The organism is Streptococcus cameli (assembly GCF_053207365.1).
Map to the genome: position 1 here is coordinate 167943 of NZ_JBRUIM010000002.1, position 13293 is coordinate 181235.

Sequence of the window (13293 nt, forward strand, 5' to 3'; positions counted from 1 at the left end):
ATGGAAGTCAATAAATTATTTCAATACAATACTTTGGGAGCCTTGATGGCAGGTCTCTATGATGGCAGTCTGACCATTTCTGAACTACTGGAACATGGGGATTTAGGAATTGGAACCCTTGACTCCATTGACGGAGAGCTGATAGTGCTAGATGGAAAAGCCTATCAAGCAAAAGGATCTGGAGACAAACCGGAAGTGGTAGAAGTTTCGCCAACTGAAACAGTCCCCTATGCAGCCGTTATTTTTCATCAACCAGAAGTGATTTTCAAACAGCGCTTTGAGATGACCAACAAGGAATTGGAAAAGCGGATAGAGTCTTATTACGATGGTGAAAATCTGTTTCGTTCCATTAAGATTCGGGGAGATTTTTCCAAGATGCATGTTCGGATGATTCCAAAATCTACTTCGGACAAGAAATTTGCAGAGGTTGCTAGTCACCAACCAGAATACACCAAGGAAGCTGTGACAGGAACAATCGTTGGCTTTTGGACTCCTGAAATTTTTCACGGTGTCAGTGTGGCGGGCTATCATCTGCATTTTATCTCTGACGATTTGAGTTTTGGTGGTCATGTCTTGGATTACACTATTAAACAAGGTGTGGTGGAGCTTGGTGCAGTGGATCAATTAGATCAACGGTTTCCGATTCAGGACCGCAACTATCTTTTTGCCAAGTTTAATGCCAAAGAAGTGCGGGAAGACATTGAGAAATCAGAGTAGAAAAGGAAAATAGCATGCGTTTATGGCACGAGGAGATGATCTCTCAATTACCTAGACAACAATTATTAGGCCAGCACCGAGAATGTTGTGCCCTGCGTGGCAATGGTTGGGGCAAAAAACATGCAACGGTCAATTATGTTTTTGATTATTCACCGACCAAATTGTTTCAGTACCATGCCTTGATTATGGAGGAAATGACCAGCAGAGGTTATCAGGTTTCACCAGAATGGCTGACTCCTGATTACCGTGGCAAGACTTGTTTAGCTTATGAACAGGTTGAGCAGCTACCTGTTACCCAGCCCATTTATCCAGAGCACAATGCCGCCTACTTTAAAGAATGTTTGGACAATCTAGCAGAAAAAGGGATTGTCATAGCAAAAAAGGACTGAGGAATTTCTCAGTCCTTTTCGATTTTCATGGATTGAATCTTTTCTTCTGTCGGTGTAACCCGAAGAGTTTTTTGTCCTCGATAGGTGACAAATCCAGGTTTCCCGCCTGTTGGCTTATGCAGTTTTTTAGCTTCAATCATATCCACCTGGACTAGATTGGAATGCCGAGCTTTGGAGAAGTAGGCTGCTAATTCAGCAGCGTCTGTCTTAACTTCATCACTTGGATCCACATTATCGGTAATGATGACATGACTACCCGGAATCTCCTTGGCGTGGAACCAGAGCTCACCTTTTTTAGCCATTTTAAAGCTGATTTCATCATTTTGAAGATTGTTTTTTCCAACTAGGATGATGGTTTTTCCGTCGCTAGCCAGATAGCGTTCCGGTTTTTGGCGTTTGGCAATCTTTTCACGGTGTCGGCGCTTGAGGTAACCTGTTTCGATTAATTCTTCTCTTACTTCATCGATTTCAGAAAGAGAGGCTTGCGACAAAATGGTCTCGACACTTTCGAGATAGGCGATGCTGGATTTTGTTTCCTCAATCAAGCTGGTCAGGTGTTTAATCGCCTCCTTTAATTTTTGGTATTTCTTAAAATAGCGTTGGGCATTTTGGCTAGGTGTCAAGGCGATATCTAAGGCAATCTCAATTGGCTGACCCGTATAATAATTATCTAAAGTCACCTTGTCCTTGTCATTTGGGACTTGATGAAGATAGGTGGTCAAGAGTTCGCCTTTTTGTCTGAAATCTTCTGCGGTTTCTGTTTGGGACAACTCTTCTTTTTGTTTCACCAGTTTCTTACGGTTTTTCTCCAACTCACTATTGACCCGTTTGATCAATTCATTGGCTTGCTGGGCAACCCGATCCCGTTCTGCTTTGTCGCGGTAATAAAAGTCAAGCAACTGTCCAAGTGTCTCAAAAGATTCCTTACTATCAGTATATAGAATGGGACTAAAGGATTTTTCTGTCAGACTGGGCTGGGTTTCTTCTTGGAAAAAACTGCGGAAGCTTTTTAGTTTATCAGTCTTTAAGCGCTCAGAAAGTTCAGTTGCCGTGTCTCTCCCCAGACCTTGAAAATAGATTTGGAGGGATTTGGGAGACAGGTCTTTGGTGCTTAAGATTTCAAAGAGTTTCTCATCACCAATGGTAAAGGGGTTTTTAGCCTCTGTTTGAGGTGGTGCAAGATATGTGGAGCCAGGCAAAATTGTTCGATATGAATTTTGTGAAAAACCGACGTGTTTGATGGCTTCGATAATCTTATTTTCTTTCTTGTCCACTAGGAGTATGTTGCTGTGCTTGCCCATGATTTCAATGATGAGGGTTGCCTGGATATGGTCCCCGATTTCGTCCTTGTTGTGGACTGCAATTTCCAAAATCCGGTCATTTTCAATCTGCTTAATGGATTCAATCACTGCCCCTTGCAAGTACTTTCGCAAAATCATGGTGAAGGTATTGGGCGTCTTGGGGTTGGTGAATTCTCCTTGTGTTAATTGAATGCGTCCAAAAACAGAATGGGCGGACAAGAGTAATTTTTGACTCTTGCGGTTGCTTCTGATGTGGAGAACGAGTTCTTGTTCAAAAGGTTGGTTAATTTTTTGAATGCGACCGCCCACTAACTCCTTTTGGAGTTCTGCTGTCATGTGGTGTAAAAAAAATCCGTCAAAGGACATGGTCTTTCCTCATTGTTTTCTAATAATCTGTGGAATCACTATCGTTTCTACTGGTTCATTATACCATTTTTCAAAAAAATCACAAAAAATGGTTGACAGGCAAAAATGGAAAGGGTATAATCTTTACTAATCAGAAGAAGTACTAAAAGAAAGTTTTCAGGGAGCTTGTGGGGATTGTGAACAAGTAGCGGACTTTTACGAAATGGGCTGAGGTTAATAGTTGAATGAAAAACAATGATCATTCGGTCGGCACACCTTACCGTGCAACTCCTTGTTAGAGGAGATGAGATATGGGGATATTCTAGACTCTTTCCCATAAGTGAGGTGGCACCGTGTCATTGACGCCCTCGCATACATTTGTGTATGCGGGGGCTTTTTGCATATGAAGGAGAAACTGATGAAACGATGGCGTAGCATAGTGTAATGTAGAACAGTAGTAGTCATTTTAGAATTAAGGAGAAAAAAGATGAAAAACAAAACGTTGATGGGTGTTGTTGCTGCTTTAGTAGTATTGGTAGTAGGTGTTCTTGTATTTGGCAATAAAAATGAAGAATTCTCAACGGAGCAAAAAGAGGTGGTTAAAATTGGTATTTTGCAATTTGTCACCCACGAAGCCTTGGATCAAATTGAACAAGGAATTGAAGATGGGTTGGCAGATGCTGGCTATGAGGGAAGCAATGTTGAATTGACGGTCCTAAATGCCGAAGCAGACCAAAGTAAAATCCAAACCATGAGTAAAAAATTGGTGACAGATAAAAATGATATCGTAATCGGCATTGCGACACCAGCAGCCCAAGGTCTTGCAGCTGCAACCAAGGACATTCCTGTGGTCATGGGAGCTATTTCAGATCCAGTCGGAGCTAAATTAGTGAAAGACTTAGAAAAACCAGAAGGTAATGTCACAGGGGTTTCCAACCACGTCCCATTGAAACAAACTGTTGAGTTGATTTCAACCGTGACACCAGATGCCAAAACAATTGGTGTTCTCTACGCAAGTAGTGAGGACAATGCTGTATCTCAGGTCAAAGAATTTACAGAATTCGCTGAAAAAGCTGGCTTTAGCATTGTTGAATATGCAGTCCCATCGACCAATGAGATTGCGTCAACCATGAGTGTCTTGTCTGGAAAAGTAGATGCCCTCTTTGTTCCACAAGACAATACCATTGCCAGTGCCTTTCCAACAGTTGTAGCTGCAGCCAAAGAAGCGAAATTACCAGTCTACTCAAGCGTTGATACCATGGTGCAACAAGGTAGCCTTGCAGCCGTTTCTCAAAGTCAATACGGTTTAGGAACTGAGACTGCAAAGATTGCTGTTAAATTGTTAGCGGGTAAAAAAGTCTCTGAAGTACCAGTTAATATCGTGGATACTGGTACACCAACCTTGAACTTAAAAGTGGCAAAAGAATTGGGTATTACCATTCCAGATAGTTTATTGGAAACAGCAGATATTGCTGTTAAAGTAGAATAGAAAGAAAAAATATGATTATTTCATCCATTTCACAAGGATTATTGTGGGGTATTCTCGGATTGGGGATTTATTTAACCTTCCGGATCTTGAATTTTCCTGATTTGACAACAGAGGGATCCTTTCCTTTAGGAGGGGCAGTGGCCGTTACCTTGATGAACCATGGCGTCAGTCCTCTTTTTGCAACCTTGGTCGGAGCCTTGGCGGGCTGTTTGGCAGGATTTGTAACGGGTATGCTTTATACCAAAGGGAAAATCCCTACTATTTTAGCAGGGATACTGGTCATGACTTCTTGCAATTCCATCATGTTGATGATTATGGGACGGGCGAATCTAGGATTATTAGATATTGCGACCTTGCAAGATAGATTGCCTTTTTCGACTGATGTCAATCTCTTGTTAGTAGGTTTGGTCGCTGTTATCCTTGTGATTGCTGGATTGATTTATTTCTTGTATACCCGACTCGGACAAGCCTATATTGCAACTGGAGACAATCGGGATATGGCCAAAAGTTTTGGAATCAATACAGACCGTATGGAAGTCATGGGCTTGGTCGTATCAAACGGGCTCATCGCCCTAGCTGGCGCCCTAGTCAGTCAACAGGATGGATATGCGGATGTCTCAAAAGGGATTGGGGTGATCGTTATCGGACTAGCTAGTATCATTATTGGAGAAGTCCTCTTTTCAACTGGCTTGACTTTGCTAGAGCGGATGATAGCTATTGTTGTTGGTTCAATTTTTTATCAATTTTTGATTACAGCGGTAATCGCTCTTGGTTTCAATACCAATTACTTGAAACTGTTCAGTGCTATAGTCCTAGCGATCTGTCTGATGGTACCTGTTTTAAAACAAAAGTTCTTTAAGGAGGTTTCCTTATCCAGATGAAAAAAATAGTAGAATTAGTCGAGGCAACAGTCCAGGTGGATAATGGCTTCAATGAACGAAAAACGATTTTAAACCAGGTTAATCTCACTATTTATGAGCATGATTTTCTCACCATTTTGGGAGGAAATGGTGCTGGTAAATCAACCCTCTTTAATGTGATTGCGGGAACGCTGATGCTAACGAGTGGAAGCATTCGAATCTTAGGAGAAGATGTAACCAGTCTACCAGCAGAAAAAAGGGCCAAGTACTTGTCACGGGTCTTTCAAGATCCAAAAATGGGGACTGCTCCTAGAATGACAGTAGCAGAAAATCTTTTGATTGCCAAGTACCGAGGTGAATCTCGTGGTTTTGTTCCAAGAAATATTCATGAGCATAGAGATGAATTTTTAGCCTTGCTTTCCCGAACTGGAAACGGTTTGAACCAGCATTTGGAAACCCCAACGGGGCTCTTATCAGGCGGCCAACGTCAAGCCCTCAGCCTCTTAATGGCGACCTTAAAACAACCGGAATTACTCCTTTTGGACGAACATACTGCTGCACTAGATCCTAAAACCAGTGTTTCTTTGATGCAGTTGACAGACTCCTTTGTCAAGGAGGATCAGTTAACGGCCTTGATGATTACCCACCATATGGAAGACGCCTTGAAATACGGAAACCGTTTGATTGTGATGAAGGACGGAAACATTATAAAGGATGTATCTCAGATAGAAAAAGCCAACATGCAGTTGAGTGATTATTACCAAATATTCGAATAAAAGCCCAATTTTTTGGGCTTTTTTCATGAGTTGAGCAGAAATAAAATGGCCAATGCCTGTTTCAGATTGTCGCATTTCAAGTAAAAAAATGGTATACTATCTTTGATATGCAGGTTTTCTGCGACGCAGTAATTCGACTTGCCAACCAATTTGGACGCAAGGACCGTTTGTATGAAAAAATGATAAAAAAGAGGAAAAACATGAGCGATATAAAAATTATTGCCCTCGGTGGTGTAAGAGAAAATGGGAAAAATCTCTACATCGCTGAAGTGAACGATACGATTTTTGTCTTGGACGCAGGATTGAAATACCCTGAGAACGAGCAATTGGGTGTAGATGTCATTGTGCCAAACTTTGATTATCTGATTGAGAACAAGAATCGAGTAGCAGGGGTCTTTTTAACCCACGGACATGCTGATGCGATTGGGGCCTTGCCTTATCTTTTGGAATCGGTTAAGGTACCTGTCTTTGGCTCGCACTTGACCATTGAATTGGCGAAGTTGGTGGTCAAAGGCTACAATGGCACCAAGAAATTCAAGGATTTCCATGTCATTGACGAGAGTTCTGAGATCGATTTTGGGGATTCGGTTATTTCTTTCTTTAAAACAACTCACTCGATTCCAGAGAGTTTGGGAATTGTCTTAAAAACAGATGAGGGAAATATCGTCTACACAGGTGACTTTAAATTTGACCAGGCTGCCGATGCCTTTTACAAGTCTGATTTTGCCCGCTTGTCAGAAATTGGGCGTGAAGGCGTTTTGGCCTTGCTGTCTGATTCTGCCAACGCAGATAGTCGTGTGCAGGTAGCCAGTATGCATGAAGAAGCTGAAGAAATTCTCAATACGATAGAAGATTGGGAAGGCCGCGTCATTGTTGCGGCGGTTGCTAGTAACATTGTCCGTATCCAACAGATTTTTGATGCGGCGGAAGCGACGGGACGTCGCGTTGTCTTAACAGGTCATGATGTTGAAAATATTGTTCGTACAGCCATTCAAAATCAAAAACTACGTTTGATCAACGAATCAATCTTGATTAAACCAAAAGAGATGAACAAGTTTGAAGACCATGAACTGATTATTTTAGAAACTGGTCGGATGGGTGAACCTTTGAACGGTCTTCGGAAAATGTCAGTCGGACGTCATCGTTATGTAGAAATCAAAGAAGGTGACTTGGTCTACATCGTAACGACTCCAACTGTTTCAAAAGAAGCAGTGGTGGCTCGGGTTGAAAATATGATCTACCAAGCTGGTGGTGTTGTCAAATCCATTACCAAAAACCTTCGTGTATCTGGCCATGCCAATGCCCGTGATTTGCAGTTGATGCTCAATATCTTGCAACCGAAATACCTTTTCCCTGTTCAAGGGGAATACCGCCAATTGGATGCTCATGCAAAAGCAGCACTTGAAATTGGATTTTACCCAGAGAACATTTTCATCGTCAAACGTGGAGATGTGATGAGTTATGAGCAAGGCGAATTTGTACATAATGGAGTCGTTCCGGCTGGCGATGTCATGATTGATGGGAATGCCATGGGTGATGTTGGAAATATTGTTCTTCGTGACCGTAAGCTCTTGTCAGAAGACGGGATTTTTATCGTGGCTATTACGGTCAACAAGCGTGAGAAGAAGATTATTTCCAAAGCGCGTGTGCATACCCGTGGTTTTATCTACGTGAAAAAGAGCAAGGATATTCTTCGTGAAGCCAGTGATATCGTTAACCAATCAGTGGAAACTTACTTTACCAAAGATAGTTTTGATTGGGCAGAATTAAAATCAGCTGTTCGGGATGATTTGTCCAAGTACCTTTATGACCAAACCAAACGTCGTCCATCGATTTTACCAGTTATCATGGAAGTACGTTAAAGCTATTAAAGTCCCAAGTTGCTACCAAACAACTGCAGGACTTTTTCTTTATAAGGAGACACTATGGCGATTTTTAAAATTGAATACAATTCACAAGCATTGAAACAATACCGTGAAGCGGTGGTTATTTACCCAGATAGCAGTGAAGTGACAGACAAAGAAGCAGTTGATACGGACATTCCTGTTTTGTACCTCTTGCATGGTATGAATGGAAACCAAAATTCTTGGACCCATCGAACCAATTTGGAACGCTTGGTCCGCCATACCAATATCATTATTGTCATGCCAAATTGTGACAATGGATGGTATACCAATACGGCTTCTGGCATACATTATTTTGATGCCATTGCTATTGAACTCCCTCAAATCATGCGTCGTTTCTTTCCAAACATGACAACCAAACGGGAGAAAACCTTTATTGCAGGTCTCTCCATGGGTGGTTACGGTGCCCTCAAAATTGCCTTTGAAACCAACCAATACAGTTGGGCTGGATCTTTTTCGGGTGCCTTAGTTGGAAAAGATGTTGTTGACACATTGATAACGGATGATTTTAAGTACTGGGAAGGTATTTTTGGAGACTTAAAGGATGAGAAAAATCGTGAGAAGTTTTATCTGAGCACCAGTTTCCGAAACTTTGATGGAAAGACCAAATGTTATGCCTGGTGTGGCGAAGGGGATTTTCTCTATGAAGCCAATAATCAAACGGTTGCTGATCTACAGGAAGCTGGCCTAGATATCGAATATGTCACAGAGCCTGGTACCCATGAATGGTACTATTGGGAAAAACAAATCGAAATCTTCCTTCGAAAATTGCCGATTCCATATGTGGAAGAAGAAAGGCTATCTTAATGGACATTCGCAAGGCGCAATTGGAGAAAACAAAAGGCCACATCCAACAATTTTTTGACCAATATGACCGGCATGTCTTTGGTCATTCTTTGGAAGCTGATAAACATGCTGACCAGTTGGTCTTAGAAGCTGTTGAAAATGGTCAGGTTGTGGGTGGCCTGATTGCAAAGAAATCCTTTGCTAGTCTGCACCTGGCTGAATTAGCCATTGACTTTAGCCGGCGTGGGTCCGGGATTGGGACACGACTGATGGAGGAGATGGAAAAGTGGGCAAAGGAACAAGCTATCTCAGTCATCACCGTTTCCACCGAATCCTATCAAGCCCAAGCCTTTTATGAGCGATTTGGCTATCGAGAATTTGGCCGTCTCAAGGACATGCCTTTTCAAGGAGTGGACAAGATTTACATGGTCAAGTATATTCCAAACGAGGAATTGGACTGATCATCTACATTGAATAAGAGGGCAGTAGAAACTCAAATTCACATCTTTGAGCTTTTTCCTGCTCCCTTTTTTATGAAAAATTTGATAGAATAAGTAAGATATGATTATACTAAGTGGAAATAAAATTGAACGCTCTTTTTCAGGAGATGTTCTCTTTGATAATATTGCAATTCAGGTGGATGAACGTGACCGTCTGGCCTTGGTCGGAAGAAACGGGGCTGGAAAATCAACGCTGTTAAAAATTTTAGTTGGTGAGGAAGCCCCGACCAGTGGAGAAATCACGACCAAACGAGACCTAACCCTTTCTTACTTGGCTCAGGACAGCCGATTTGAGTCAGAACGGACGATTTATGACGAAATGTTGCACGTCTTTTCTGATTTGCGTCAGTTGGAGAAAACTCTTCGGTCCATGGAAGAGCAGATGGCGACCGTATCAGGACCAGAGTTTGACAAACTAATGGCGGATTATGATCGTTTGTCTGAAGAATTTCGGACTAGGGGAGGCTTTACCTACGAATCGGATATCCGTTCCATTTTAAATGGGTTTCAATTCGATGAAAGCATGTGGCAGATGAAAATAGCTTCCCTGTCTGGTGGTCAAAATACCCGTCTGGCACTCGCGAAGATGCTGCTTGAAAAACCAGAATTATTGGTCCTGGATGAGCCGACAAACCATTTGGATATTGAAACCATTGCCTGGTTGGAGAACTACCTGGTTAATTACCAAGGCGCTCTCATCATCGTCAGCCATGACCGTTATTTTTTGGACAAGGTTGCAACCCATACCCTAGACCTGAATCCCCATTCACTGGATCGCTATGTCGGCAACTATTCCAAGTTTATGGAGTTAAAGGCTGAGAAGCTGGCAACCGAGCAGAAGAATTTTGAAAAGCAACAAAAAGAAATTGCCAAACTAGAGGACTTTGTCAACCGCAATATCGTCCGGGCTTCGACCACCAAACGGGCCCAGGCTAGACGCAAGCAGTTGGAAAAGATGGAGCGATTGGACAAGCCACAGGCCTATAAAAAGTCAGCTAATATGACTTTTCAGGCTGAAAAAGTTTCTGGGAATGTCGTCTTAACCGTAGAAGAGGCAGCTATCGGCTACCAAGAAAAGGTCTTGTCTGAGCCTATTTCAGTTGACATCAAAAAAATGGATGCCATTGCTGTTGTAGGACCAAATGGAATTGGGAAGTCGACCTTGATCAAATCCATTGTTGGGAAGATTCCTTTTGTCAAAGGACAGGCCCAGTTTGGTGCTAATGTGGAAGTCGGCTACTATGACCAGACCCAATCCAATTTGACGCGCACCAATACAGTTTTGGATGAATTATGGAATGACTTTAAAACCACACCAGAAGTGGAAATTCGCAATCGCTTGGGTGCTTTTCTCTTTTCAGGCGATGACGTGAAGAAGTCTGTTTCCATGCTATCTGGTGGAGAACGGGCCCGCTTGCTGCTGGCGAAATTGTCCATGGAAAACAATAATTTCTTGGTCTTGGACGAGCCGACCAACCACTTGGACATTGATAGCAAGGAAGTGCTGGAAAATGCCCTGATCGACTTTGATGGGACCCTCTTGTTTGTCAGCCATGACCGCTATTTTATCAACCGTGTAGCGACCAAGGTACTGGAAATTTCAGAGACAGGATCTACCCTTTACCTTGGTGATTACGATTACTATTTGGAGAAAAAAGCAGAGCTGGAAGAACTGGCTCGCTTGAAAGAGGAAGCAAGAACTGTTAAGCAAGAGGCTGTTGTGGATACCAGCTCAAATGCTTACCAGGAGCAAAAAGCCAACCAGAAAGAAATACGGAAATTGATCAGACGGATTGCTGAGATTGAAAGCCAATTGGAAACCATTGAGCAAAGACAAGCAGCAATTGAGAACGACATGCTGACATCCAACGATGCCGCTCGTCTCATGGACTTGCAAAAGGACTTGGACCAATTGAACCAAGAGCAAGAACTCTTGATGGAAGAATGGGAAAACTTGAGTGTACAGGTAGAGGGCTAGTTGCTATGACTGAAATTACAGTAGTCTTTTTCTACCGCTATTTGTGATTTTACAACATTGGAGGTTGGAATGGAGCAAACTAATTGGCCAAAATGGCTAGAGAATACAGATTTTGAATTGTACCAAACGCTTGTGTTTGCTGGATATCAAGACGATCGCTTTACAGTCTTGTTAAAAAATAGTGCTGATCCAACAAATCGCAAACAACTAAAATTAGTATGGAACAGCCTCTATTCCCATATGAGAACCAGAGCAGGTCATGACAAAGCTAGTGAGTTGCACAGAGAAAAGGCGAGGCCTTTTTACAAAGTAGAGGAATCACCTTATCTGAGCCTTTTCAAAGAGAGCAACCCAATTGGGCAGGAAGAGAAAATCTATCATTTTGTCATTATGGGTGACGAAGTCTTGGATATTTTGTCCAAGGAAGAACCAAGAATCGAGTTGATAGGAGAAGAGTCTGGCCTATATCAGTCATTCTCAGAAGTTCAAGGGATTTATATTGAAGGAATTGACGGCCAAAGTCGTTTGGGCTATGCATTGAGTGACAGCAGTGATTTTTATGATATACCAGAAATCATTGAACACCAAGGCGCCTACAAAGGAGCCATTATTCGCTTTTATGATTTCAATACTGGACAAGTTGTGACACCATTTCAACTGCAAGAAAATGTGTCTTATGGCAAACCTGTCTTCCTTCAAGACCGCTATTATTTCCTCCAAGCTGATTTTACAAGTAATCTGGTAACGCTCTATGCCTACAACCTGGACCAATCAGTAGAAGAAATCACCTTTTTTGAACTGAGCAGTCTTCATCTTTACAATTTAAGAATCATGGGCAAAAATCTCCATGTCATCAGCCATGATGACCGCGTAGAGGTTTATTATCCTTACCGAAAATCATTCCCATTAGAGAAGAGAGAATCACTGATCTTTATCGATGACGACAAACTCTTTTTATCAGAATGGGTAGAGGAAGGTTGGGACCATGATAAAGACCGGCCTTGTCCAACATATGACTATTATGAAAAACTAATTATAAAAGACTGGGAAGGGAATATCTTGTTTGAAGAAAGAGGTTGTCTGACGGAAAAAGAAGACGGTAGTTGGTGGCTGTCCTAAGGTTTACGGAAAACAAAATACAAAAAAACAGAAGTGATGGCACTTCTGTTTTTTATAACCATTTTTTCTTTTTAAAATAGAAGATAGCTCCAGTAAAGATACTGATGGCAAAGACAATGACAAGAGGATAGGCCCATTTTTGGGAGAGTTCTGGCATGTAGTGAAAGTTCATTCCGTACCAACCGACCAAGATATTAAGAGGCAGGCAGCAGGTTGTGACAATGGTCAACATGGCCATTAACTTATTTTGTTTCATGTCCATTTGGGATTTATAGAGTTCGCGGTTTTGGAAAATTAACTCATTGAGGCTGGACAAGGTTGTTTGGAGGCGGTTGATTCGAGTTTCCAGCAAATGGAAGTAGCGGAGATTTTCCTCCTTAAAGAATTCATTCTCATTTTCGTAAAACTCCTGGCAGACATCTAGTAACTGTTCATAATGGCGATTAAGGACCGTAAAGTCTCGCTTGATGGCATTGAGTTGATGAATGTGTTGAACTTTGTGCTCTTCTAGCAATTCATCTTCTAATTGATTTAAAGCCATGTGGTAGTCTTCCAGTAAGACGGGATCCTTTGCCAAAATGGATTCCATAAAGTCATATAAGAAGCGTTCCAAACTAGGTAGTTTCCACTTTTTCGTTTGGATGATTTGGGTAATCTTTTCTGAGACGACAGTGCTTCTGTCGATAAAGACGATGCCTTTTTCATCCAAAATAAAGGCAAATTGTTGTTCATTTTCTTCTGAAAGAGCAAAACGATCGGGAATAGAAAAGCTACCAGTTATGGCGTCGATATTGACCTCAGCCTTGCTGCCATGAATGTGCCTGGTATGAAATTCTAAGTCAATTGGCATATCAAAAGATTCTTTTTCTTGATGCCATTCTTCGGGGGTCAAAACAGCGACAAAGGGAAAGGAGTCTTGTAAACAGCTCTCTTTGGTAGTGGGTTGAAGGGTTTCTAAAATCTGGTAATACATATGTTTATTATAATCTATTTTGATGGGTTTCTGTAAAAAATAGGGCAAAACTTCCGAAGTTTTATATCTCTTTGAGTCGATAGAATAGCATAAAAGAATCCACTAGATTTAATTAGTTGCAAAAGTTGTTTAACTGGAAAATCTGTTTGTAACACA

General features: G+C 41.7%; 12 protein-coding genes. 10 read left to right on the forward strand and 2 right to left on the reverse strand.

Annotated elements, in window-relative coordinates; translation table 11 throughout:
* Complete coding sequence (gene budA, locus ACVR1I_RS06295) at positions 1-717, forward strand: acetolactate decarboxylase (protein ID WP_447443178.1); 717 nt, start codon at positions 1-3, stop codon at positions 715-717.
* 14 nt (positions 718-731) lie between these two features.
* Positions 732-1106 (forward strand): TIGR02328 family protein, encoded by a 375-nt coding sequence (locus tag ACVR1I_RS06300; RefSeq protein WP_447443179.1) that lies wholly within the window; start codon positions 732-734, stop codon positions 1104-1106.
* Between the two features lie 8 nt (positions 1107-1114).
* Here the strand turns inward: ACVR1I_RS06300 and ACVR1I_RS06305 are convergent, their stop codons facing one another.
* Positions 1115-2773 (reverse strand): Rqc2 family fibronectin-binding protein, encoded by a 1659-nt coding sequence (locus ACVR1I_RS06305; RefSeq protein WP_447443180.1) that lies wholly within the window; start codon positions 2771-2773, stop codon positions 1115-1117.
* 466 nt (positions 2774-3239) lie between these two features.
* Here ACVR1I_RS06305 and trpX point away from each other — a divergent pair, with 466 nt between their 5' ends.
* From trpX to ACVR1I_RS06345, 8 genes are all read left to right on the forward strand, one after another.
* Complete coding sequence (gene trpX, locus ACVR1I_RS06310; RefSeq protein ID WP_447443181.1) at positions 3240-4241, forward strand: tryptophan ABC transporter substrate-binding protein; 1002 nt, start codon at positions 3240-3242, stop codon at positions 4239-4241.
* A gap of 11 nt (positions 4242-4252) precedes the next feature.
* A complete protein-coding gene (locus ACVR1I_RS06315; RefSeq protein ID WP_447443182.1) occupies positions 4253-5122 on the forward strand; it encodes an ABC transporter permease in 870 nt (289 codons plus the stop codon).
* Positions 5119-5877, forward strand: a complete 759-nt coding sequence (locus ACVR1I_RS06320) for an ABC transporter ATP-binding protein (RefSeq protein WP_447443183.1) — start codon at positions 5119-5121, stop codon at positions 5875-5877. Before ACVR1I_RS06315 ends, ACVR1I_RS06320 begins: the two co-directional genes overlap by 4 nt.
* Positions 5878-6077: 200 nt before the next feature.
* On the forward strand, positions 6078-7739 hold the full coding sequence (locus ACVR1I_RS06325) for a ribonuclease J (protein WP_447443184.1): 1662 nt from the start codon (positions 6078-6080) through the stop codon (positions 7737-7739).
* 63 nt (positions 7740-7802) lie between these two features.
* Complete coding sequence (locus ACVR1I_RS06330) at positions 7803-8588, forward strand: alpha/beta hydrolase (protein ID WP_447443185.1); 786 nt, start codon at positions 7803-7805, stop codon at positions 8586-8588.
* On the forward strand, positions 8588-9028 hold the full coding sequence (locus ACVR1I_RS06335) for a GNAT family N-acetyltransferase (protein WP_447443186.1): 441 nt from the start codon (positions 8588-8590) through the stop codon (positions 9026-9028). Before ACVR1I_RS06330 ends, ACVR1I_RS06335 begins: the two co-directional genes overlap by 1 nt.
* A 100-nt stretch (positions 9029-9128) precedes the next feature.
* Positions 9129-11045, forward strand: coding sequence for an ABC transporter ATP-binding protein (locus ACVR1I_RS06340; RefSeq protein ID WP_447443187.1), 1917 nt, complete (start codon positions 9129-9131; stop codon positions 11043-11045).
* Positions 11046-11114: 69 nt separating this feature from the next.
* The gene (locus tag ACVR1I_RS06345; protein ID WP_447443188.1) at positions 11115-12164 is read left to right on the forward strand and encodes a hypothetical protein; all 1050 of its coding nucleotides are present in this window, start codon (positions 11115-11117) and stop codon (positions 12162-12164) included.
* Positions 12165-12216: 52 nt separating this feature from the next.
* Here ACVR1I_RS06345 and ACVR1I_RS06350 read toward each other — a convergent pair whose 3' ends face one another.
* A complete protein-coding gene (locus ACVR1I_RS06350; RefSeq protein ID WP_447443189.1) occupies positions 12217-13137 on the reverse strand; it encodes a magnesium transporter CorA family protein in 921 nt (306 codons plus the stop codon).
* Between the last annotated feature and the right edge of the window lie 156 nt (positions 13138-13293).